Source organism: Paenibacillus sp. FSL R5-0887, assembly GCF_038002305.1.
Lineage (GTDB): Bacteria > Bacillota > Bacilli > Paenibacillales > Paenibacillaceae > Paenibacillus_AQ > Paenibacillus_AQ odorifer.
This window is the reverse complement of record NZ_JBBOCE010000002.1, coordinates 2,074,114-2,097,905: the sequence shown is the minus strand read 5'-3', so window position 1 is coordinate 2,097,905 and position 23,792 is coordinate 2,074,114. Positions and strand designations below refer to the sequence as shown.

General features: G+C 42.7%; 25 protein-coding genes and 1 tRNA gene. 2 read left to right on the top strand and 24 right to left on the bottom strand.

The genetic code is table 11. The features are described 5' to 3' along the window. Position 1: 1 nt before the first annotated feature. From MKY14_RS27150 to rpsF, 10 genes are all read right to left on the bottom strand, one after another. Positions 2–919, bottom strand: a complete 918-nt coding sequence (locus tag MKY14_RS27150; RefSeq protein WP_076124314.1) for a DUF2232 domain-containing protein — start codon at positions 917–919, stop codon at positions 2–4. 6 nt (positions 920–925) lie between these two features. After that, on the bottom strand, positions 926–1,228 hold the full coding sequence (locus tag MKY14_RS27145) for a MazG-like family protein (RefSeq protein ID WP_170914153.1): 303 nt from the start codon (positions 1,226–1,228) through the stop codon (positions 926–928). Positions 1,229–1,451: 223 nt separating this feature from the next. Next, on the bottom strand, positions 1,452–1,877 hold the full coding sequence (locus MKY14_RS27140; RefSeq protein WP_036677795.1) for a CBS domain-containing protein: 426 nt from the start codon (positions 1,875–1,877) through the stop codon (positions 1,452–1,454). Between the two features lie 194 nt (positions 1,878–2,071). Further along, positions 2,072–3,097, bottom strand: coding sequence for an LCP family protein (locus tag MKY14_RS27135; RefSeq protein ID WP_076099795.1), 1,026 nt, complete (start codon positions 3,095–3,097; stop codon positions 2,072–2,074). 322 nt (positions 3,098–3,419) lie between these two features. Then, positions 3,420–4,364: a D-alanyl-D-alanine carboxypeptidase family protein gene (locus MKY14_RS27130; protein WP_036677789.1), complete on the bottom strand. Its 945-nt coding sequence runs from the start codon at positions 4,362–4,364 to the stop codon at positions 3,420–3,422. An 84-nt stretch (positions 4,365–4,448) separates the two neighbouring features. Then, entirely contained in the window at positions 4,449–6,167 is a 1,719-nt protein-coding gene (gene opp4A / locus MKY14_RS27125; protein WP_076191470.1) for an oligopeptide ABC transporter substrate-binding protein, read from the bottom strand. A gap of 193 nt (positions 6,168–6,360) precedes the next feature. Next, the gene (locus MKY14_RS27120) at positions 6,361–8,310 is read right to left on the bottom strand and encodes an endonuclease MutS2 (protein WP_076218357.1); all 1,950 of its coding nucleotides are present in this window, start codon (positions 8,308–8,310) and stop codon (positions 6,361–6,363) included. Between the two features lie 510 nt (positions 8,311–8,820). Continuing rightward, a complete protein-coding gene (rpsR, locus tag MKY14_RS27115) occupies positions 8,821–9,093 on the bottom strand; it encodes a 30S ribosomal protein S18 (RefSeq protein WP_036651767.1) in 273 nt (90 codons plus the stop codon). A 21-nt stretch (positions 9,094–9,114) separates the two neighbouring features. Next, positions 9,115–9,621: a single-stranded DNA-binding protein gene (gene ssb / locus MKY14_RS27110; RefSeq protein ID WP_036677780.1), complete on the bottom strand. Its 507-nt coding sequence runs from the start codon at positions 9,619–9,621 to the stop codon at positions 9,115–9,117. Between the two features lie 48 nt (positions 9,622–9,669). Then, positions 9,670–9,954, bottom strand: coding sequence for a 30S ribosomal protein S6 (rpsF, locus tag MKY14_RS27105; RefSeq protein WP_036677776.1), 285 nt, complete (start codon positions 9,952–9,954; stop codon positions 9,670–9,672). A 217-nt stretch (positions 9,955–10,171) separates the two neighbouring features. Here rpsF and MKY14_RS27100 point away from each other — a divergent pair, with 217 nt between their 5' ends. Beyond that, entirely contained in the window at positions 10,172–10,369 is a 198-nt protein-coding gene (locus MKY14_RS27100) for a YjzC family protein (protein ID WP_036677774.1), read from the top strand. Positions 10,370–10,736: 367 nt separating this feature from the next. Here the strand turns inward: MKY14_RS27100 and MKY14_RS27095 are convergent. The 4 genes from MKY14_RS27095 to MKY14_RS27080 all read right to left on the bottom strand — a co-directional run bounded on the left by MKY14_RS27095 (position 10,737) and on the right by MKY14_RS27080 (position 12,393). Then, positions 10,737–10,827: transfer RNA gene (locus MKY14_RS27095), tRNA-Ser, on the bottom strand. A 43-nt stretch (positions 10,828–10,870) separates the two neighbouring features. Further along, on the bottom strand, positions 10,871–11,083 hold the full coding sequence (locus MKY14_RS27090; RefSeq protein WP_036677772.1) for a DUF951 domain-containing protein: 213 nt from the start codon (positions 11,081–11,083) through the stop codon (positions 10,871–10,873). Further along, positions 11,083–12,126 carry a mechanosensitive ion channel family protein gene (locus MKY14_RS27085; protein ID WP_076282220.1) on the bottom strand — a complete coding sequence of 348 codons (1,044 nt, stop codon included), beginning with the start codon at positions 12,124–12,126 and terminating at the stop codon, positions 11,083–11,085. Before MKY14_RS27085 ends, MKY14_RS27090 begins: the two co-directional genes overlap by 1 nt. Positions 12,127–12,147: 21 nt before the next feature. Then, positions 12,148–12,393 (bottom strand): DUF3343 domain-containing protein, encoded by a 246-nt coding sequence (locus tag MKY14_RS27080; RefSeq protein ID WP_076124321.1) that lies wholly within the window; start codon positions 12,391–12,393, stop codon positions 12,148–12,150. Positions 12,394–12,512: 119 nt separating this feature from the next. Between MKY14_RS27080 and yyaC the strand changes: the two genes are divergently transcribed. Further along, positions 12,513–13,121, top strand: a complete 609-nt coding sequence (gene yyaC / locus MKY14_RS27075; RefSeq protein ID WP_036677770.1) for a spore protease YyaC — start codon at positions 12,513–12,515, stop codon at positions 13,119–13,121. Here yyaC and MKY14_RS27070 read toward each other — a convergent pair. From MKY14_RS27070 to MKY14_RS27025, 10 genes are all read right to left on the bottom strand, one after another. Next, on the bottom strand, positions 13,093–13,593 hold the full coding sequence (locus MKY14_RS27070; RefSeq protein ID WP_036677768.1) for a DUF4446 family protein: 501 nt from the start codon (positions 13,591–13,593) through the stop codon (positions 13,093–13,095). The two genes, yyaC and MKY14_RS27070, sit on opposite strands and share 29 nt — an antisense overlap. A gap of 36 nt (positions 13,594–13,629) precedes the next feature. Continuing rightward, positions 13,630–14,775: an aminotransferase class V-fold PLP-dependent enzyme gene (locus MKY14_RS27065; protein ID WP_340977745.1), complete on the bottom strand. Its 1,146-nt coding sequence runs from the start codon at positions 14,773–14,775 to the stop codon at positions 13,630–13,632. 197 nt (positions 14,776–14,972) lie between these two features. Then, a complete protein-coding gene (locus MKY14_RS27060) occupies positions 14,973–15,815 on the bottom strand; it encodes a ParB/RepB/Spo0J family partition protein (RefSeq protein WP_036677764.1) in 843 nt (280 codons plus the stop codon). After that, positions 15,808–16,569 carry a ParA family protein gene (locus tag MKY14_RS27055; RefSeq protein WP_036677762.1) on the bottom strand — a complete coding sequence of 254 codons (762 nt, stop codon included), beginning with the start codon at positions 16,567–16,569 and terminating at the stop codon, positions 15,808–15,810. Before MKY14_RS27055 ends, MKY14_RS27060 begins: the two co-directional genes overlap by 8 nt. 178 nt (positions 16,570–16,747) lie before the next feature. Further along, the gene (gene noc / locus MKY14_RS27050; protein ID WP_036677760.1) at positions 16,748–17,563 is read right to left on the bottom strand and encodes a nucleoid occlusion protein; all 816 of its coding nucleotides are present in this window, start codon (positions 17,561–17,563) and stop codon (positions 16,748–16,750) included. 414 nt (positions 17,564–17,977) lie between these two features. Beyond that, positions 17,978–18,703, bottom strand: a complete 726-nt coding sequence (rsmG, locus tag MKY14_RS27045; protein ID WP_076218353.1) for a 16S rRNA (guanine(527)-N(7))-methyltransferase RsmG — start codon at positions 18,701–18,703, stop codon at positions 17,978–17,980. A 3-nt stretch (positions 18,704–18,706) separates the two neighbouring features. Then, on the bottom strand, positions 18,707–20,593 hold the full coding sequence (mnmG, locus tag MKY14_RS27040; protein ID WP_036677754.1) for a tRNA uridine-5-carboxymethylaminomethyl(34) synthesis enzyme MnmG: 1,887 nt from the start codon (positions 20,591–20,593) through the stop codon (positions 18,707–18,709). A 39-nt stretch (positions 20,594–20,632) separates the two neighbouring features. Continuing rightward, the gene (gene mnmE, locus MKY14_RS27035; RefSeq protein ID WP_076124328.1) at positions 20,633–22,009 is read right to left on the bottom strand and encodes a tRNA uridine-5-carboxymethylaminomethyl(34) synthesis GTPase MnmE; all 1,377 of its coding nucleotides are present in this window, start codon (positions 22,007–22,009) and stop codon (positions 20,633–20,635) included. A 109-nt stretch (positions 22,010–22,118) separates the two neighbouring features. Continuing rightward, on the bottom strand, positions 22,119–22,853 hold the full coding sequence (jag, locus tag MKY14_RS27030) for an RNA-binding cell elongation regulator Jag/EloR (RefSeq protein WP_036677749.1): 735 nt from the start codon (positions 22,851–22,853) through the stop codon (positions 22,119–22,121). Then, positions 22,850–23,719: a YidC/Oxa1 family membrane protein insertase gene (locus MKY14_RS27025; RefSeq protein WP_036677747.1), complete on the bottom strand. Its 870-nt coding sequence runs from the start codon at positions 23,717–23,719 to the stop codon at positions 22,850–22,852. The genes jag and MKY14_RS27025 overlap by 4 nt, the downstream gene beginning before the upstream one ends. Positions 23,720–23,792 lie beyond the last annotated feature (73 nt).

The window sequence follows — 23,792 nt, the reverse complement described above, 5'->3', positions numbered from 1 at the left end:
CCTATCGTTTCGATTTGGTCACATACTCCCGCAGTGGGAACGCAAGATCAATAATACCAATAATGCGCAGCGGCGGCAGTAAAATAACCGGTATCGCTAACAAAACGGCAGACATCTTGTTCCATTTGCGTTCATGCGCCAGGAAGAAGAAAAATCCGATGGCCTGAATCATAAAGCCAATTCGCAGCAGTGGCAGAAGATTGGCAGAAATCATGAGGATGAAATTGTTCTCCGACCCTGAGAAGAAGAGCTGTAGAACAACACCAATCAGATAGTACCAAATAAACGATCTTGAAAGTCTCCATTCACGTGCAGGCTTCATCTTAGGTACTGCATAATTCATACTGTTCAGAATCGGGCGGGCAATAGAATGCGTAATCACAGCAATCATGAAGGAGCTTACGATTAGAGTCATAGGGATCATTTGAACCGTCATATGACTTATCTTGTTTACATCCTCAGTTGAAAATCCAATATCAGTGAGCAGAGGATTGGTAGTTCCGAGCTCAGACAGAGGTGAATTAACCATTTGCAATACATCGTTCACATAGGTAGACAGGTCAAAATTAAATAATGCCGTACCCAGCAGCAAAAGCAGCAGGAACTGTGCAAGAATCGTAACCGTACCTGCGATCACGGTAGACATGGCCGGGGCATGTCTTTTATACCAGCGCCCCATAACCAGAGCCGGTATTAAGAAATACGCAGCTATCAACAGATAAATTGGTGTAATCAAGCCTACAATCAGCAACACCGGCAATACATGCAGCACAAATTGTCTCGTGTTCAGGGTAGTAAACAACACTACTGCCGGAACAATCATAAACAGGGTAGTGATGATGAGGAGTGGAGTCGTTAAACTAAGCAGCAAAAGTAAGTATGCTACGCTCCAAGCCACAGATGACCAGCGAAATTTCAACAGTATTCACCTCTTACGCATATGTTCTTCTAAAGCAGATATATCTTGGTACCAATCTTCCAGTTGATGCCCTTCCTGCTTGTGCTTTCTAAGCTTCTCCAGTAGCAAGTCATCTAAAGAACGATAAGGAATCCCTAGTCTGCGGCCCAAAATATAAGAGCTCATAATCAAGCTAGCCAGACTGTCACCGACACGGGTAGTACTGCCTTCCCATAACGCTTTAAATAACCTTGAAACTTGATCAATCACTTCGGTTTTCAGCCATTCAATTACCTTGGCGCGCTTGGCTACATCCAGATCCTTCGGCACATTGGACACGTCTCTCTACCTCCGGCAAAAAGCTTTATTCTCCATTATAGCATAAAAAATTCGGTGTCACACTGGACGCCCCGCGCCCCTTAAGTATGCTTCAATCCATGCTGTCTATGCCTCTTTTTGGAGAGGAGCTTTCTTTAAAAAAGACCCGCATTCCGTTATCGCCGGAAATACAGGCCTTGTTCCGATAGCTTCTATAACCGCGAATACACTGGGACTATAATGATTCCTGTGATTGTCTTGTTACAAATTTCTCGCAATATTCTATGACTTGACTCCGGCGAACAATTCCAATAAACCGGTTCATATCATCGACCACAGGTACAAAGTTCTGCACCTTAGCCAAATTAATTAGATCTTCCATATCCGCATCAATTGAGACCGGCTTGTTATTCATACGTAATGGAACGTCCTTCAGCAAAAATTTTGAAGCGTTCTCAAACGAAACCTTACCCTCCGACTCTTTCATGTACCAGAGCAGATCACCTTCCGTTACCGTGCCGGCATACTCTCCATTACGGTTAAGAATCGGGACTGCTGTATAGCGGTGAAACTCCATCCTCTCAAGCGTTTGGCGCAGCGTAGAATCGAGCGTTACGCAGGCCACCTCCTGTTTCGGAAGTAAAAAAAATGCAATATTCATCTCTTGATCCTCCTCAAAGAGTTCCGAAGGAATTACGGTTCTTTAACTTCCTTTTACTGCCATGCCAATGTGATTATACGTAGCAGCTAAATAATAGTTCCAACTCATTATAACATGAAGACAGTAAGCAGCAGCCATGAGAATGTTTATGGCTGCTGCAATTTATTTATATGAGTTTAGCTTTCCAATTAGAATTACTGTGTAACTGCTGTTGCTTTGGGCTCGAGTGCATTACTTGCTTTTCCCGGCTCAATCAGTTGATCTACAGGTGTTCCTGCATTCATCCAATTATCAATCAGCGCCTTAGCTTCGCGCAAGTCCTCTTCATCAACGATATCATAATAAAGTCCGTCAATACGTTTTCCTTCGCCCATTACCGTAAAGCTTGAGATATCCATATCTTTGCCGCCCATAAATTTCTTGGCCAGACTAATAATCATTGAAGGCTCAATATCGGTCTTAAAATTATCGCCCATAATATCCAGCAGCTTAGGAATATTGCCGATTTGGCTGATCGATAACATTTTATTAGCTACGACATCAATAAAAACCTGTTGGCGTTTGGTCCGGTTAAAGTCACTATCTTCACGGTAGCGTGTATAGTTGAGTGCTTCTTGACCGTTATAATTCGACTTTCCACCCTCGATCGTAAACTTTTCATGGTCCTTACCCTTGTTTACAATGTCCTTCTTGATTGGCAACGGAACGCCTCCAATAGCATCAACGGCATCCTTGAGCCCTTGAAAGTTAATGGTGGCATAATACTGAATATCATGCTCCAGCAGTGCTTCCAGAGTATCCTTAGCCATTTGCTGCCCACCAAAAGCATAAGCATGGGTAATCTTATCTTTTTTATTATCGTTATGCCCAATAATCTCGGTATACGTATCACGTGGAATAGAAATAAGCAGAATTTTGTAATCCTCAGGGCGAACAACAGCATACATCATAGTGTCTGAACGTGCGGTTTCATTGTCGCGTTGATCAGTCCCGAGCAGCATCAGCGAGAATGGATCGCTTTTGTATACAACCGGCTCTGGCTTAACCTTATTCTCATCCTTAAGTGGCTGGTAAGATTCTTCTTTCAGCTTGCTTTCTACCCGATCGGACAAAAAGAGGTCAAAGGCTAATACGGCCAAAGAATTCCGAAACAGAAAGCCTCCCGCTATAACAACGACGAGAACAATTAGCGCAATGTATCTTTTCTTTATTTTTTTCATCTTTGATTCCTTCTTTATTGTAGAATAATTACAAATACCATATATTTACAATGCCTCCTGATCGTTCTCAGGCAGTCATGGTTTTATTTCTCTCGGCGGCGAATTTACTGTCCCTTATTCCATTATCTTATTGTCCCCCCTTTCAGGAAATTCGGGTCATTCTAAATTATAGAAAAAAGTTTTTTTGCGTTTCTAAAATAATATGGGATAAAACAATATTTCTATTGTAATCACTAAATGGATAAAAAGAAACAACAAATACCGACATGAATAGGGAAAAAGCACCATACCAAGTAATAATTACTGGTATGATGCTCCAAATTTAACTTCGAATTCCAAGGGCATGTATAATATGTTTTACCCGTTCTCCATAATGTAAACCGCGGAAAAACCCATAATCGAACAATTTAGCAGCACCCTCAAATCGGCTGCCATAGGTCTCTGCCCCCATAACGACCGCAATAAGCCGGTGCCCCTCTCGCTGGGCTGATCCCGCAATACAATATCCCGTCTGGCTATCATATCCAGTCTTCAACCCATCTGCCCCATCGTATGCGTAAGCGCCGCCCATACCTGGAAGCATAAGGTTGCTATTACTAACATATAACCCTTTATCCTTTAATTGCATCTGAGTACGACCGGAAATATTCAGTACATCAGGATGATTATGGATTAGCGCAGCTGCCAATTTGGCTGTATCCCTCGCTGTCATCATCGTCTGGCCACCGATATGCGTAGGCTGACGAATGATACCAAGATCCTTGCTCGACAATCCAGAGGCGTTGGTAAATACCGTATTAGGAGATAAACCTAAACTACGTGCTCTATCATTCATCATAAGTACAAAAGAATCCTCTGATCCTGCCATATATTCTGCCAATGCAACTGCAGCATCATTAGCAGAATAGATGGTAATGCCTTCGAATAGCTCCCTTACTGTATAGAAATCTCCTCGTTTTAATGAGAGACTCATACCTCCCATTTGACTGGCGTAAGCACTAATAGGGACTCTATCCTCCCACCTAAGGGTTCCAGAGGTTATGTGATCCAGCACAATCATTTCAGTCATTAATTTAGACACACTGGCCGGTGGCATAGGCACATCGCCGTTTATATTGACCCATATGTCTCCACTATCCATATCTAGCAGCACTGCTGAACCCGCGTCAATATCCGGTTTAAAGCCCAGCTCGATAGGCCTCCACACCGTAATTAAGACAACGACTATCAAAGCTGCACCAGCCCATATCAATATCCGTCTCTTCATCGTTGTCATCCTCCATAATATATATGACGAATGAAACAGCAATTTGATTTCACTTTTTGCGTAATTTTTTTTATTTTTTTTAATTTAGTCCTTTATCCACCATTTATTAGGCTCAATTATGGAGCCCAAAGAATCAACACGCACACCTTGTAGACGTTTATTAACAGCAGTAATGCTTTCTCTTTCCGCAAAAAAGATCATTGGAACCTCTTCATTCACTAGCTTCTGCCATTCATAATAGATTTGTTGTCGATAATCTCTATCATATGCCTTCATACTTGTGCCATCGCGAATCAATTCTTCATTCCGCTCCGAGGACCAACGTGGGTAGTTCCACAAATCATTCTCCCTCCAGAGACCTGAAGGATCAGGATCATTAGCTAATCCCCATACCCCGTTAAACAACTCAATGGACGGATCATCAGCCTCTACTGCTTCATAGAAGGTGTTGAGCTCTTTTAACGCCCCACCATTAAGCTGCACATCGAGTCCCACATTTCGCCAATCCTCCAGAATAGCAGCAGTTCGTAACTCCGCTGAATGACTGCCTAGCATAGAATCATAATGAATAACTAACTTTTCTCCTTTTTGATCCTCACGCAGCCCATCTCCATCAACATCTACAAAACCAGCCTCATCAAGCAGCTGCTTCGCTTTTTCCGGATCATAGGGATACGTATTAATCTGACTGTCAGGGATCTTCGCCCAGCTTGCACTGGAAACCGGAGTTTCTATAGGCTTGCCTAACCCATGAGAAAATGATTGAATGATCCCCTCCCGATCAAGTGCATAATACATCGCCTGACGTAATCTTTTATCCGCAAATTTAGGGTTATCCATTACGATTTTTTCAGCTTCACTATCCCAATACCCAAATTTAAACCCTATATACTCATAAGCAAGCTCATTTGATTGTAAAATATTAATATTATCGAGTTCGCTCAGCTTTTCATAAGTATCTCGTGGGGCATTCTCTATATCAATTACGCCTTGTTCAAACAGGCTGATGATTTCCTTGTCATCAAATACCTTATACAACACACCATCCAATAAAGCCTTACCTTTATAGTATTGATCAAAGCGCTTCATCTCGACCCGCTGGCCAGGTTCAATAAGGCTCACCTCAAAGGGGCCAATCCCAATCGGATTTTTTCGCATCTGATCACTCTCAGGCATATCCTTAACAGCGACTCCAGTATAATATTTTTTATTCATCGGATACGGCCATAGATTATCAATCGTATTTACGCGGGCAGCTGTCATTGTTATTTTCAAAGTATAAGGATCTATAACCTTAAGACCTGTTATATTCTTCGCCTCACCTTTATGATAGGCTTCTGCACCTTGAATCATTTCCACACTATAATAACGCGATCCGGTGTAGTCTGGACTAGCAATAGTCTCCATCGCAAATTTCCAGTCCTCTACGGTCAGTTCATCTCCATTATGCCAACGGATTCCCGGTTTAATTTTAAAGGTAAATATTCTATGATCCTCGGACTCCTGCCAAGTGGCGATATTAGGAACCGTTGATAAATCATCATCTATCGTAAACATGGCCTCAGTAATAAACTCCAGCACATGAAAGTCATCTTCACCTTCATAAAAAGCAGGCTCAAAGAAGCCCATAAACGGCGATGAGTATCCATAAGTAACTACTCCGCCAGTCTGTGGCTTTTCGACCACCTCATTGTGATGTAAAGATAATGAATTACTGCTGGTACCTGCTCTGCTGCATGCTGACAATACAGTAGTCATCACGAGCATTGTTAACAAGAACCCGCATATCTTCTTATTCTTCATGTGTTCCTTCCCTTCTCTAGTTGAACGTATATCTACATATAAGCTATGGAATAAATATTTACTGTAACAAAGTTTTAGAATGGTTACAATAACTTCTAAGCTTTAGGCCTATACTCCTGCTTGAATTTACGCATATTTCATAGTATTTATAAAAAAAGAGGGACCTACCTCATAGGCAGATCCTTTTATTACATTATTCTTCATCCTTATGCGTAATTCTCAGGCCTTCGACATGCTTACGCTGCATCAATTTCCTCTTTTTACGGGTATCCTTGCTCTCAAAAATTATATCAAAGTCATATTCCTCAGGATACAGCTCATCTTTGGATAGATATGGTTTTAAACGTTTATGATTAATCCGCATTTTTTGCTTCTGGATCATCACTCCGACCATTCCTAAGTGATCTCTTTTCTCATAAACAATGCCTATCCGCCCCAGTGAAGTTACAAGAACAGCATCACCAATTTCATATTGGGTCTGCTTCTCCTTATCGCTCAGTGATTCCGCAGACTTTTCTTCTTTTTCAAAATCCTCTATAACAGGTGCAGTCTTCCCTTTCTCCCCCTCTTTGCTAAAAAGACTTGCCCATGCCGACCCATCACCTTTCTGCAGCCTTTGCTGCTGCGCCTCAACGATCTCCCACGATCGCTTGATAACGTTATCCTGGATACCCAGCTTTTTGGCAATTTGCAGAGCGTAACTCTCCCCCGCTTCTCCGATAGTCAGACGATACAACGGCTGCAGCGTTTCTTTATCGAATTCCATTCGTGCATTTTGAAAACCGGCTGTCGCAGCGGCAAAGGCTTTTAGCTCATTAAAATGGGTTGTGACGATAATATTGGCCCCTTTACGGCTCAGCTCTTCCAGAATGGCGATTGAGAGGGCGATTCCTTCACCAGGGTCTGTACCTGCCGCCAGCTCGTCAATGAGCAGCAGCACCCCTTTAGAGGCATCTCTCAGCATTCCCTCAATACTCTTCATTTGTGCCGAAAATGTACTCAGTGATTGGGCCAAACTTTGTCCGTCTCCAATTACACTGATCACATCCGTAAAGACCGTAAACTCACTCCCCTCCTCGACCGGAATCAACAACCCGGATTGAGCCATGAGGGTCAGCAGCCCGAGGGTCTTGAGCACCACCGTTTTCCCGCCTGTATTTGGACCTGTAATGATTAGGGATTTATATCCCTTCCCTATCTCCAGGCTAATTGGAATCATGCCCTGCAGCATGGGATGTCTGCCTCCGTTCATCCTTAGAAAACCCCTATCATTTAGAGTAACCTCAGATGCTCCCAGCGTTCGTGCATATTTTGCTTTGGCAAAAATAAAATCATAGGTGCCTGTAACCTCGATATTTAGGCGCAGTGCAGTTTGTTCCTGTTCTACCATGCTGGTCAGCATACTGAGGATCACAGCTTCTTCACGCGCCTCTTCTCCTAATAACAGATCCAGCTCAATCTGCATGGAGGCGATCTCCTCTGGTTCAATGAACACCGTCTGTCCACTTGTGGATTGATCAAGTACCGATCCCTTTATTTGCTTATGATACTCCCGCTTTACGGGGATAACATATCGTCCACCACGCTGGCTATAAATATTCTCTTGCAAAATCGATTGATGGCGCGTCATGATCCCGTCAATTTTTTTATGAAGACGTTCTTTAGCTACGCCAATCCGTTTACGAACCCGCTCTAACCCCTTACTAGCTCCATCATCAATCGCCCCAAAGCGGATACAACGATCAATTGCTTCCCGCACATGATTTAATTCCAGCAGCGAGGAAGCATAAGCAGCAATCCGGGGAGCACTTTGCTCTTTAGAAGCCATATATTTGCGCAATTGACTACAGCTCTTTAGAAATGTAGCCACTGCAGTGAAGTCTTGCTCACTGTACAAATATCCAGTCCCCATTAGTGACATGATCCACTCAATCCCCTCCAATGAAGGAATCGGTATACTGGACCCCCGCTCGAGCAGCTCTTTAGCTTCAGACGTTTCCTCCATCGCTCTTTGAATCGAAGGCAAATAGGTCATAGGCATAAGCTCTTCTACAGTTTTCTTTCCTACATAAGATACCGCATGACGGCTAAGCTCGGTTTTAATAATTTCGTATTCCAACGTGTTTAGACTTTGTAAATTCACAGCAAATCCTCCTTATTGATCTAACTTTTTTTGGAACTAAATCTCCCTAACGCAAAAAGGACAAAGAATGCCACTATGGCAGTCCTTGCCCTTCTTTTTATGCTATTGTTCTCTGGCGTCTTAAGGTCCCCATAAAAGCCAGGGTGGCCGAAAAACAAAAAAACCGTGCTCTAAGAGCACGGTTAATTACAAAGAGAACAACAGCCGTAAAGAGGCCATATGACGCTTCGTGTGTTCTTAACTAAATCATCCACCGTTAGGAACAACAGACCTCTGCGCGAAACGAACTCAAATAGAGCACGTAAACGCCAAAAGACGAGCCTGCTAAAGCCTTCCTAATCCAGTGTTATGAAATTGCTAGTTAAGAACGGTCACCAACATCAATATTTCCCCTTTTGTTATAGGATAGCTGTAATTTAACACATTCCAGATGGAACGTCAACGTAATCCACACGCTGGTTTTTCACAACAAAAAAGCAGCCGGTTTCCCGACTGCTTCTATAAAACGTCCTATTCCGTTGTGTAAGGAAGCAACGCGATTTGACGCGAGCGTTTTACAGCAATGGTAAGGGCGCGTTGGTATTTTGCACTTGTACCCGTTACACGACGTGGCAAAATCTTTCCACGTTCGCTGATGAACTTCTTAAGAAGTTCAGTATCTTTATAATCAATGTGAGTAATCTTGTTCACAGTGAAAAAGCAAACTTTTTTACGCTTGTTGCGTCCACCACGACGTGCTGGTCTTTTGTCGTTGTCAGCGCCTTCTCTTGGTTTAAAAGCCATATTCTTTTCAGTCCTTCCTAATTAAAATGGCAAATCATCATCCGATATATCAATCGGTTTACCATCGCCCGAAAAAGGATCTTGAGTATTGTTGTTACGCGAGAAATTATTGTTGTTATTTCCGCGTCCAGCGTTACCACCGCCACCATATGCTGGCTCTTCAGGCATACTACTTGCACCACTTGAAGTATTTCCACCTTCACGGCTTTGTGAAGATTCCAGGAAACGAACATTATCAGCAATAACTTCAGTTACGTATACACGTTTACCTTCGTTATTCTCATAGTTCCGCACTTGGATGCGTCCTTCCACTGCTGTCAGACGACCTTTGCGCAAATAATTGGCACAGGTTTCTGCTAGCTGTCTCCAGGTAACAACCGGGATGAAGTCTGCCTCACGTTCACCGTTCTGGCCCGTAAAGTTACGATCTACGGCAAGCGTAAATTGAGTTACGGCAACACCAGCGGGAGTATAACGAAGTTCCGGGTCACGGGTCAACCGTCCGATCAAAATGATACGGTTCAACAATTCTGGTCCCCTCCTTTAGAGCGATTCATTACAAAGCTTGTCAAGATCTTAAGCAACGTCGTTCGTAATGAGATAACGAATAACTTCGTCAGAAATCTTCATAAGACGTTCTAATTCAGTAACTACTGCAGGTTCTGCATTGAAGTTAACCAAAACATAAACGCCATCACGGAATTTCTTGATCTCATACGCAAGACGGCGTTTACCTTGCACTTCGTGCTTTGTAATTTCCCCGCCATTGGAGATGATGCCTTGGAATTTATCGACTGCTGCTTGAACAGCTTCTTGTTCAATGTCAGGACGAATAATGTACATCACTTCATATTTGCGCATAATTTTCACCTCCTTATGGTCTGAGGCCCCTAATCACGTCAGGAGCAAGGAACGAGCACAAACATAGACTCGCACCTGATTAATATACCAAAACGAGCAGCAGAGTGCAAGCAATATTAATACCGGACAACCTTCCACCCTCTTTTTACATGAAAAAAACCCTACCTGCGCACAATAATCGGTGAATTCATCTGCACTTAAGGAAGGAGCGATAATGATGGGCGAAAAGACAGAATATGAAAAAGGCGACAAGGCCCCCAATCCAGGCATGTATACAGAGGTAGGTGAAGCGCGAAGCTTCCATACCGAAATTCAGAATCCACAGCATATTAAAATGGAAAAAGGAGACACCTTCCCCGAGACCAGTAACAAAAATCGGAAGTGGAAAAAGGTTGAAAAAGCACGTGTACATTAAATAAAAATAAATGTGTATAAAAAAAACGACATTACACATACTATACTCAGGCAGTACAAAAGAGAGGTGTGGTTCCGTTGGCCGTCGTAGACGAACACAATCACAGGATATCTGATTCAGCATCTATTGTTAGCTGGGAATAGTAGTGGGTTATTGTCTAAAAAGCAGTAACCTCAGCAACGCCTAAATCACTTTAGTCGCTATATACAGAGAAATTCCAACATCATTGATGTACTGCCTCTTGAAGAAGGACCCGAAAGGGCCCTTCTTTTTGCATGTTATGATCTTTTGCAAACAGCTCAGTGGACACAAAAAAACCTCCGTTACAGGAACGAAGGATTCATTAAAATGTTATATTATGCTGAAGTGGCGGAGAGGGTGGGATTCGAACCCACGCACGCTGTGACACGCCTAACTGATTTCGAGTCAGCCCCCTTGGGCCTCTTGGGTACCTCTCCGCAGCAAAAATAATTGTATCATGCAGACATGCCATTTGCAAGCTTAATTATTGTCTGTATTTCCCTCTGCAGAACGCAGTACCTTCTTCATATTCTTCTCGAATTTCGCCCGGGGAATCAGAACACTATGCTGACATCCTGTACACTTAATGCGGATATCCATCCCCATACGAATGATCTCCATCTCATTAGAACCGCAAGGGTGCTGTTTCTTCATCTGTACAATATCTCCAAGCTGAAAAACTTTACGTTCCACTACCCTTCCCCCTTTTTCCCCTCTTGTGTAGCTGCGATTTGGCGTCTTGATCCAGTGTCAGGCGTATCCGATACTTCCTGCTCATTTTCTGTTTTTTCCAGTTCAATTTCAGCCTTTGCTTCTTCTTCTTCTGCCTTCAAACGCGCTTCCTCTTCGGCTTGAGCAGCTTGGGCCTGCTCTAGACTGCTTAGTTTCTCTAGTGCCTGCTTAATATCATTCTGAATCTGTCTCTCCGCAACCTCTTTTGCATTAGGTAAACAACTAGCCGCTATACGAATTACATATTCCGAAGTACTCATGGACTGTATACCGAGCACATTAGGATAAGCAAGAACATTAGAGTTACGCTCTTCTATTCCTTTTAGCGCTTCTCCAATCAAACCTAGCGTGGCCTCCAAGCTCCGCTCCATTTTTACAGGAACATCAACTACAGCCAATGCATTCGAGAGAGAATAATTGGTTACGTTCGTGATTAATCCATTCGGGATAATAAATACTTCTCCCGTTGTGCTTAACAGTCTGGTTGTTCGCAGTCCGATTAATTCTACCGTTCCTTTATAGGTCCCCGTTTGAATTACATCACCCACTGCAAATTGATCCTCTAAAATAATAAAGAAACCTGTAATAACATCCTTCACCAAACTTTGTGCCCCAAAACCCACTGCTAGACCAAGCACACCCGCTCCAGCCAACAATGGTGCCAAATCGAAGTGGAACTCAGAAAGCACGAGCATGATCATCACAAAATTACAGATAACTGTCACTACATTTTTCATCAATTCCCCAACCGTAGTAAACCTTCGTGTGTTGGACAGAAGTCTGCCACCGGTTTTACGCTCAAGCGAACGATCAATAATATTAGAAACAATTTTAATAATAACCCGGGTTAAGAGAAAAATAACAAGAATCCGTAGACCCGCAAATAATACATCCGCCCACATATCAGCATCGGTAAACCAATTCCACACCTTATCTTTAAAGCGAATGGCATCTTTTAATGTATCCGCACCGGGTGTATCAGCCTCCAGTATCCACATATTCATCGCATGTACTCCTCCCTACCCCTAAATCAGTATGTAGTTCTCGTTGTGTTTTCCGTAGATGCCGCGTATTTCTATTTCTTGCTCAACTATAATTCTTTTTACCTCTTCCAGCGCATTTTGAAAAAACTGAATTGAAATTGCACAGCCTGCGGTGATCTCCTTCGGAGTTGGAAATATATCAATTTCTATTTCAGCATACTCAAGCAGCATTTCAGCACGAAGCGCCTGCTGGGTGGAGTCAAACGCTATTAACATCTCATCCTGCATATACGTCAAGCCTCTCCATAGGTTTATCGTCCTATCTCTTGCTGCTGGAGTATAAAACCCCTCTTCTATCCATATACTAGATACCAACAAATAGAATCACCCTTAGAAAGGAAGATGGTATGAACTCCTCATCCAAGGCTACAGCAGCGCAAGAAACGTCCTGTTTAAAAATATCACATACAGATCCCGATATCTATTCCGCAATTACTCATCGGCTACTTTTTCACTTTTCACGCACGCGTCCAGAGACTCAAATTATCGTCATCTGTGTAGGCACTGATCGCTCCACCGGAGATTCTCTCGGTCCTCTTGTTGGTACTGCATTATCCCGTTTTCATAGTCCATTGTTTCATTTATACGGTACCCTTGAAGAACCGGTTCATGCCGTCAATCTTGAAGAGACTTTGTCTCTAATTAATGAAAAATATAATAACCCGTTTGTCATCGGAATAGATGCCTGCTTAGGTCACTCTACTAGTGTTGGCTGCATCCAAGTCGTTGAAGGTCCCCTCAGACCAGGGGCTGGCGTAAATAAACAATTGCCGCCGGTTGGAGATATCCATTTGACTGGAATCGTTAATGTCGGCGGCTTTATGGAGTATTTCGTATTGCAGAATACACGGCTAAGTCTAGTCATGCGATTATCTGATATTATCGCTACAAGTCTATATTCTGCTCTAAAACAATGGAACCTGCATGCTACTTCTGCTGCAACGCGAGAGTTATAACTTCTTTTTCTTCAGGCGATAAGGCATATTGTGATTCCCCATTTTGCATAGGCTTGGAGTAAATATATGAGTTCTCACGATTATGAAGGCTGGTTAATACAATGCCACTGCTATTGTCATCCAGAATAGCCACCGAGAAGCTCAAATCATTACCACGTTCACCGAAGGCATTATAACGCTTCAGAGCGATATTTGACTTCATGCCGCGGATTTTGACTTGGGTAGCTTCTATCAACGCTTTTTGCTCACGTTGTTCTTCTTCCAGCATGTCGCTTTGGTTCTTCAGATCAACCAGAAGGCCTTCCAGATCCTCCACACCGCTTCCTGCCATCATGGCCTCATATTTGCGCCGTATAGTCCGCAGCTTAGCTCCCTGGGCGATTACAGTCACTATCAATACTAGCATAATTACTACGAAACCAAACACAAACCACTGCAACTGTTCATTAATTAATTGATTCATTTCAGACATGAATGGACCATCCTTTTTATTTATCTGCTGCGGGCATCAGCCATATAACTCATCCATAGCAGCTAGCATTCTGCTTATATTATGCTCTGTTGTATCTACGCCTACACTCGCCCGAACAGCACCACTTTCTAGTGTATCAACAGCCTTATGTGCCAGTGGGGTACAATGCATACCCGCTCTGACAGCTATTTTATACTCACGATCTAGACGGTGGGCTATATTCGCCGATTCTTCCCCATCCACTACAAACGACACAATTCCAGTTCTCGGAGCCCCTAATGTGGGCCCTAACAGTTTAATGTTTGGAATATGGGACAAGCCCTCCATCAGTAGTTGAATCAGCTTCCACTCTCTTCCGTGGATAACGTTTGTCCCTATCGATTTTACCTTTTGAACACCGGCTAGTAAACCAGCAATTCCTACCGCATTTTGCGTTCCCGCTTCATACCGATCTGGGCGAACAGAGGGTTGTTCACTATTCTCAGATTGACTGCCTGTCCCTCCATGCACTAAGGGCTCGAGATCCAATTCAGGTGATATATATAGCCCACCAGTCCCTTGTGGTCCAAGCAATCCTTTATGCCCAGGAAAAGCTAATAAGTCAATATTCATCTTTTTCACATCAATATCAAGCGAGCCTGCACTTTGAGCAGCATCCACTAGAAATATAGCACCCTTTGCTTTAGCTAGATCCCCGATTTCACCAATGGGAAGTATACTACCTAATAAGTTGGAGCTATGATTACAAATTACCATTTTAGTGTTTGGTCGAAACGTTTTGCCCAATTCGTTCAAATCCAATTGACCCGCTCGATCCACCTTCAGATAATCAACACTTATCCCTAGTGACTTACGTAAATATTCCAAAGGTCTCCGCACAGAATTGTGTTCAGTCATTGTAGAGATTACATGATCCCCTGCTTTGAGCGTACCTCTAATCGCCATATTTAATGCCATCGTAGTGTTTTGGGTAAACGCTATGTCTTGTGCATTAGAAACCCCAAACAACTCCGCCAGCAAACTCCGGGCTCTCACCAACACCCGTCCGCTTCCCATGGCCAACGAATAATTTCCTCTGCCAGCATTTGCTCCCGACTGCAAAGCATTCATCATCGCAGCTGCCACCTCTGGAGGTTTAGGCCAGGACGTAGCCGCATGATCCAAATATACGAAGTCTTCCATAACCCCGCTCCTCGTCTCATACTCTTTTTCATTAAGAAGAAACAACGTTGTCGCCCTTTATTGATAATAACCTTATCTGTAGAAAATATAAGGATAATATTCAGCTGCACTTTATACATCCTTATATTTTGAAAAAACATACCCCTACTCATCCGATTACGGATAGCTCAGGATATGTTCTTGGCATAGATACCCATTTAGTTACCCAATAATTCTAACAATCTTTCTAAGTCCTGCGCACTGTAGTAATTCAGTTCAATCTTCCCTTTTTCCTTACCTTGTTTTATCTTAACCGTTGTTTTAAACCGTTCACGTAATACTTCCTCTACATTATCAATATAGGGATCACGTTTAACAACTTTAATCTTTGTACCGTTCGTTGGCTTTCGATCCAGATTTTTCACTGTTTCTTCAAGCTCTCTTACGCTCCATTGCTGTTCCACGCATTGTTCAGCCAATTGTTTAATAACTTCCGGATCTTTCAGGGCAACAATAGCTCGTGCATGTCCCATAGACATTGTTCCACGTGAAACATATTCTTTTACTTCTTCCGGTAAAGTAAGCAATCTTAGGAAGTTAGCGATGTGTGATCTGGACTTTCCAACTTTAAGTGATAGCTCTTCTTGTGTGAGTGAAAATTGATCCATCAAACCTTGATAAGCAACTGCGATTTCCATTGCATTTAAATTTTCACGTTGCAAGTTCTCAATCAGGGCGATCTCCATGACCTGTTGATCACTTAGATTTCTTACGACTGCTGGAATCGTAGGTTTACCACAATATTGCGATGCCCGGAATCTGCGTTCACCGGCAATGATTTCATACCCCTTCAAAACACTCCGTACAATGATCGGTTGAATCACGCCATGTTGTCTGATGGACTCAGCCAATTCCTGGATTGCTTCTTCATTGAAATCCTTGCGTGGTTGATAAGGGTTAGCCCGTAATTGAGCTAATGGGATTTCTACTACCTTATCATCTTCATTAATAGATAAAGAAGGAATCAGAGCATCCAGACCTTTTCCTAAACGTTTACTCATAAGAAATCACTTCCTTTGCCAACTCTAAATACACTTCTGCTCCCTTTGAGCGAGGATCATAAGTAATAATGGATTGTCCATGAGACGGTGCCTCACTTAAGCGGACATTCCGAGGAATGATAGTTCTGTAAACTTTTTCCTGAAAATACTTTTTAACCTCTTCGATGACTTGGATCCCTAGATTCGTACGGGCATCCAACATGGTTAATAGTACTCCCTCTATTTTTAAATGCGGATTAAGATTTTTTTGTACTAGACGCACGGTGTTTAAAAGCTGACTCAACCCTTCGAGCGCATAATATTCACATTGAATCGGAATGATTACCGAATCAGCAGCTGTAAGGGAATTGATCGTCAAAATCCCAAGGGATGGAGGACAATCAATGATGATGTAGTCATAATTATTTTTAACCGCATTTAGGGCTTTTTTCAATTTCAACTCTCTGGAAATCGTTGATACTAATTCGATCTCCGCCCCTGCTAATTGAATGGTCGCCGGGATGATGTGCAGTCCTTCATTTTGAGTTTCAAGTATCGTTTCTAGAGGATTTACTTCATTAATGAGAATGTCATATATACAATTCGCTACGTCCGCCTTGTTGATGCCAACGCCGCTGGTAGTGTTACCTTGAGGATCGATATCAACTAGAAGCACTCTTTTTCCTAATGTAGCCATACCGGCACCTAGGTTCACAGAGGATGTTGTTTTACCGACACCGCCTTTTTGATTTGCTATGGCAATAATCTTGGACACTAATTTCACCTCGAATAGTTAGGAAGAATCTTCTCGTAGATCGCAAGTACAAACGGCCAAACTATGTTACTTTATATGAGCTAAAACTCTAAAATGCAGGACTGAGCAATACATCCTGGTTTAAGTCACACAAAAGGCGGCCAATCACTTTAAGGCCGCCTTCAGCTTTTGAAACAATTTATCTTTTGGGGATCTGGATCACAATCTCGTAATGGTCACCACGGTCATTTTCTGACGTTTTGATTTCCATACCTGAGCCTGACACCATATCAATAGATTGACGAATTGTATTAAGAGCTAGACGAACATCCTTGGTATAGGAGACCCGTTTTGACTTTTTAGTTTGCGAAACTTGTTTATAGAAAGCAATACGAGCTTCCGTCTGTTTAACATTTAATCCTTTTGCAATAATCTCTGCCAAAACTTTTAATTGCATTTCCACACTATCCAGTGATAAGAGTGAACGCGCATGTCTTTCGGAAATCTGACGTTCCATCAACGCTGTCTTAACCTCTTCAGGTAAGTGGAGTAAACGAATCTTATTCGCAATAGTCGACTGACTCTTGCCTAAGCGTTGTGCTAAGCTTTCTTGTGTTAATTGATGAAGATCAATTAACTTCTGATAAGCGACAGCTTCTTCTATGGAGGTCAAACCTTCACGCTGTAGATTTTCTATGAGCGCAATAGATGCAGCCTGAGAATCATTGAACTCACGGACAATAGCAGGGATCGTCTCTAAACCAAGCTTTTTAACTGCCCGCCAGCGCCGTTCACCTGCGATGATCTCATATATGGAATCTCGCATACGTACAACAATAGGCTGAATGACACCATGAGTTTTAATTGTCTGACATAACTCATCAATTTTGTCATCATCGAATATAGTCCGTGGTTGGTAAGGACTGCTAACGACCTCATGAACTGGTATTTGTTTAATTTCTTCTCCGCTGCTCCGCTCGTTAAACCCAAATAGCTTGGTAAATTGTTCTTTCATTCCGTTCATAACCACCTAATTTCGTTATAGTACGATCTTCTTGACCTTCTTCACGGAAAGCATATCGTACAGCAATCTAAAACATTCTGATATTATGGAATTACCTGTAATGAACAGGCATCATAATCTCTCCTTCTTTCGAACAAGAGTACAGAGAAGGAGTTATATACAAAATTAAAGTCTACTATGCTATTCTATCACTTTTCTCCACATAATCATATTCTCCGTAAAGACCTATTTTTCCTGCATTTTTACAGGTGCAACAACCAAATCAGCTTATAAATCTAATTTTTATCTAATTTGATATTTATCGATTTTTGTTATCATCATCTTCATAAAAAAAGAGCATTCCCTTTGTTCAAAGAGAATGCTCCTAAAGGAACTTTGAGTATCGGCAATGTTTCACGTGAAACATTATTTTATCAATGGCATTTTGGCAGGAATTCCCGCTTTTCTTGGGTATTTAGCTGGTGTTGCTCCTGTCTTCCGGATCATAACAATATGTCGATCCGACTCCTCCACTGGTAAGCTGAACGACTCCACTTTGCTGAGTTCAGCACGAAGCTCTTTTAAGCTGTACTTAGCTTCGCTTAATTCCTCTGAGGGATCGCTGCCCTTCATTGCAGCGAACACCCCATCTTTGCGTGTGAAGGGAAGACAAAATTCATTCAATAAAGACAGTCTTGCTACCGCACGTGCTGTAACCAAATCATAGGCATCACGATGAGTGAACTTGCGCGCGACATCCTCTGCCCGCCCATGGATCAATTGTACATCAGTTAATCCCAATGTCGTACTTACATGCTGCAGAAATGAAATTCGTTTATTGAGCGAATCAACAATCGTTAGCTTCAAATGAGGAAAACATATTTTAAGTGGGATTCCTGGAAACCCAGCTCCTGAACCGATATCTGCGAGATTGGTGATCTCGTTAATATCAAGGAAAAAAGCTAATGAAATAGAATCATAGAAATGCTTCGTATATACCTGCTCTCGCTCAGTTATACCCGTGAGATTCATTTTTTCATTCCAGGTTACGAGTTCCTTATAATACAGATCAAATTGTGCTAACTGTTCTGCTGTAAGGGATATGCCTCGTTCCTGTAATAGTTGTGTGAATTGAACTTCCGTATTATCCATAGCTTATCCTTTCGCCGCGGTTACCCGGTTGTAATGCTCAAGATATACAAGAAGAATGGAAATATCAGCAGGTGTAACTCCCGCAATCCGAGAAGCCTGCCCGATAGAGATCGGGTGAATCTTAGTCAGCTTCTGCCGCGCTTCCATCGCTAATCCATGGATTTCATTATAATTAATGTCATCTGGAATTTTTTTCTTCTCCATCTTTTGCAGGCGCTCCACATGTTGAAGTTGTTTTTCTATATATCCGGCATATTTAATTTGGATTTCTACTTGCTCCTTCATTTCTGCATCCAGCATCTCTGGTGATGGTGATACTTGATCAACAAAACTATATACAAGCTCTGGGCGCCGCATCAGAACAAGCAAATTACTGCCATCTACAATAGGTGCCGATTCATATTGCGCTAGTACTTGGTTTACATCAACAGGTTTAACCTTTGTTTCTTGCAGACGAACAATTTCACGCTCCACCCGTTCTTTCTTATCTGTGAAGTTATCGAAACGCTCCTGTGTGATCAAACCAATGTCATAACCGATAGGTGTAAGTCTTAGATCTGCATTGTCATGGCGAAGCAACAAACGATATTCTGCACGTGAAGTAAGCAGACGGTAAGGTTCATTCGTTCCCTTAGTCACGAGATCATCAATGAGTACACCAATGTATCCCTGTGAACGATCTAGGATTACGGGTTCTTTGTCTTGCACTTTGCGTGCTGCATTAATTCCAGCCATAACCCCTTGGCCTGCTGCTTCCTCATAACCGGAAGTGCCATTGATTTGTCCAGCAGTGAACAGACCTGGAAGACGTTTGGTTTCAAGAGATGGCCATAGCTGTGTAGGAACCATTGCATCATATTCAATAGCATAGCCGTTACGCATCATCTCTACCTTTTCCATACCAGGAATGGAACGTAAGATAGCTAGCTGTACATCCTCAGGAAGACTAGTGGACAGACCTTGTACATAGTATTCCGATGTATTTTTTCCCTCTGGCTCTAAAAAGATCTGATGCTTAGATTTATCACTGAATCTTACGACCTTATCTTCTATAGAAGGGCAATAACGTGGGCCAGTTCCTTCGATAATACCTGTGAACATCGGCGCACGATGAAGGTTATCATTAATAATCTGATGAGTAACCTCAGAGGTATACGTTAACCAACAAGGAAGCTGTTCGTTATCGGATGATTTCGTTTCGAACGAAAAGAATTTCGGTTCATCGTCCCCTGGTTGAATTTCTGTCTTAGAGAAATCGATCGTATCACGATGTACACGTGGTGGAGTACCTGTTTTAAAACGAACCAATTCAAACCCAAGCTCCCGTAAGTTCTCAGAAAGCTTCACGGATGGCTGTTGATTGTTAGGTCCACTTTCATATGTTAGCTCACCCATAATCACTTTACCACGCAGGTAAGTACCTGTTGTCAGGATAACAGTCTTACTATGGTATTCGGTTCCGGTCTTCGTAACTACACCTACACAACGTCCATCCTCAACGATTAAACGCTCAACCATCCCTTGACGAAGTGTCAAATTAGGCGTTTTCTCCATAGTTTCCTTCATTGTATGTTGATAAAGGAATTTATCAGCTTGTGCACGTAAAGCATGTACAGCTGGTCCTTTACCTGTATTCAGCATACGCAGTTGAATGAATGTCTTATCTATATTGCGGCCCATTTCTCCGCCAAGCGCATCAATTTCACGCACTACATGTCCTTTGGCAGGTCCGCCTATGGACGGATTGCAGGGCATGAATGCAACCATATCCAGGTTAATTGTGATCATTAACGTACTGCAACCCATCCGGGCTGCAGCCAGTGCTGCTTCACAGCCAGCATGACCAGCGCCAATGACGATAACGTCATAGTTGCCTCCATCATAACTCATGTCCTGTTTCCCCCTTGAAATTATATTAAATCGTGAATCTTATTTTCCTAAACAAAATTGTGAGAATATTTGGTCTAACAAAGAGTCAGCTGCAGTATCGCCAATTATTTCCCCAAGCTGTTCCCATGCGAGCCGTACATCGATTTGAATCATATCAATCGGTATATACTGTTCTGCAGCATCGTATGCATCTTGAAGTGATTTATAGGCTTTTTTGAGCAGGGCTATATGTCTCACATTACTCACATATGTCAAGTCACCCGATTCCAGCTTTCCACCAAAAAAGAGTGTCGAAATGGCATCTTCAAGTTTGTCTAGACCTTCCTCTTCCAGAACGGACATCGGTACAATGTTAGACTCTTCAAAAAATGAGAGCAACTTATCCTTATCCAGTTTGGGCGGTAAGTCCATTTTATTCATGATTACTAGGCACTGTCTACCGTGGATTTGTTCCATCAATGCCAATTCATCCTCATGCAGCTCTTCATTAGCATTCAGCACAAGTAGAATCAGGTCGGCGTCACTAACTGCCGCTTTGGAGCGCTCCACCCCAATTTTCTCAACAACATCCATCGTTTCACGAATTCCCGCTGTATCGAGCAGCTTAAGCGGTATATTATTTATCGTTATAAATTCTTCTATTACATCACGTGTTGTTCCTGGAATATCTGTTACAATCGCTTTGTTATCACGCGCTAATGCGTTTAGCAATGATGATTTACCAACGTTCGGACGTCCGACAATAGCTGTCGTAATCCCTTCACGAAGTATTTTTCCTTCATTAGATGTCTTAAGCAGCTTTGTTATTCCCTCCATAACCTCACTGCTTTTATCTTTAATAAATTCAGCTGTCATGGATTCTACATCATGTTCTGGATAATCTATATTCACTTCAATATGAGCCAGCATCTCAATAAGTGTATGGCGTAAAGCATGAATTCGATCCGATAAGGATCCGCTAACCTGTTTTAAAGCTACAGAAAAAGCCCGGTCAGACTTAGAGCGAATCAGATCAATAACAGCCTCAGCCTGCGATAAATCGATACGTCCGCCCAAGAAAGCACGCTTGGTGAACTCCCCCGGCTCGGCTAACCTTATCTCCTGCTGCAGAAGTAAATCCATCACTCTTCTTACAGAAATTACACCGCCATGAGCACTGATCTCTACTACATCCTCTGTCGTAAAAGAACGTGGTCCTTTCATAACGGTTACCAACACTTCTTCCATCTTCTCTCCGTTATCAGGACTGACGATATGTCCGTAATGAACGGTATGCGATTCCGCTTCAGTTAATGGAACTCGGCTACGAAATAATGGTGCCACTTGGGAAATAGCCTGTGGGCCACTTACCCGAATAATAGCAATTCCTCCCTCGCCTAATGCCGTCGATACGGCAGCAATGGTGTCACTAAGCATGCTGTTTTTCACCCCAAAACTTATATTTTTTGAATAGAAACGTTCTTTTATTTTTAAAAAAACAATGACCCCTTACATTGGTCAAGGAGTCATTGCATCCATATAGTCTTTACTTCAAGGTTATAACGACGCGGCGATTTGGCTCTTCGCCTTTACTGAGGGTACTCACTTGCCGGTGATCCTGTAACCTGGAGTGGATAATCTTGCGCTCCTGAGGAGACATTGGCTCCAATACAACCTCTTTACGAGTGCGAATTACACGTCCGGCTAAACGATCAGCCAGCTCTTCAAGCGTTTTTTTACGGCGCTCACGGAAGTTCTCTGCATCTAACACAAGCCGTATAAAACTGTCGGAATAACGGTTAGCTACAATATTAGCCAAATACTGTAGAGCATCGAGAGTTTGTCCTCTTCTGCCAATTAACAGTCCCAAATCTGGACCGGAAATTTGCAGAATCGTGGATTCCTTGGTGTGGACGATTTCTACCTCCACTTCGAGCCCCATGCTCTTAGCGACATCCACAATGAAATGAACGGCTTCTTGGTAAGCTTCCTCCACCGGTTGTCCGGAATCTTGGCGTGGCACACCGCCGATGGCCTCCTGTTTGCTCTCTCTTGCTGACTGTTGAGGCAGTGACGGAGCACTCGCCGCTGATGCCGGTGCGGCTTCGGCTATCAAGGTTAGTTCAACCTTGGCACCTTTCGCACCGATCAATCCCAGGAATCCTCTTGATGGCTGCTCAAGTACGTTGACCGTTACCCGGTCCTTTTGAACTCCAAGCTGGGTTAGTCCCCGTTCTACAGCTTCTTCAATGGTTTTCCCTGTTGCGACGACTTTGCTCATTTTGACTTTTTGGCTCCCTTCGATGACTTGTTGCCGCCTTTGCTCTTCGGAGCAGGACTGGAGTCATCTGTACTTTTTACAGCACTTGCGATTGCCAATTTGTGTTTATCGTTGTTGCGGTATAAGAAGTAGTTCTGAATAATAGTGTAAAGGTTACTGTACACCCAGTATAGTGGCAAGGCTGCAGGGAAATTGTACGACATCACGAAGATCAGAACTGGATAGATCATCATCATGAACTGCATTGGCCCTTGTTGTTGCACTGGGTTCATTTTGGTCATCATTCTAGTTTGAATAAATGTTGTTAATGCTGCTAGCACTGGCAAGATAAACAGATGATCCGGTTTACCTAGCTCCAGCCACAAGAAGGTATGCTCCCGTAGATGTGGATTATAGTAGATCGAGTTGTAGAGAGCGATAAAGATAGGCATTTGTACGATCAGCGGTAAACAACCCGCCATTGGGTTAACCTTATTTTCTTGGAACAAACGCATTGTTTCTTGCTGCACCTTTTCAGGTGTGTCTTTATATTTTTTCTGGATCTTTTGGAGTTCCGGTTGAATGGCTTGCATTGCACGCGAGCTCTTCACCTGTTTAATAGTAAGCGGAAGAATCAACGTGCGGACAATAATAACCATCACAAGTACGGCTAAACCATATTCTCCGTTAAACCAATCTGCAAACTTGTCCAAGGCAATGGCGAAATAATACACTACATTACTTTGCCAGAAGCCTCCATTCTTCAAATCCTCCGTAGTGTGCGTGACAGCAGTCGACGGAGCGCATCCCGACAGAACAGCTAACGACAACACCATTACCGTGATGAGGAGAAACCATTTTCCTCGTCTAGTCTTCATTAGAGACACTTCAAAACCCCTCTCTTAAACATTCCATTCCACCGTAAATCATACCATAATTATGAATACAAATAAACAAGCC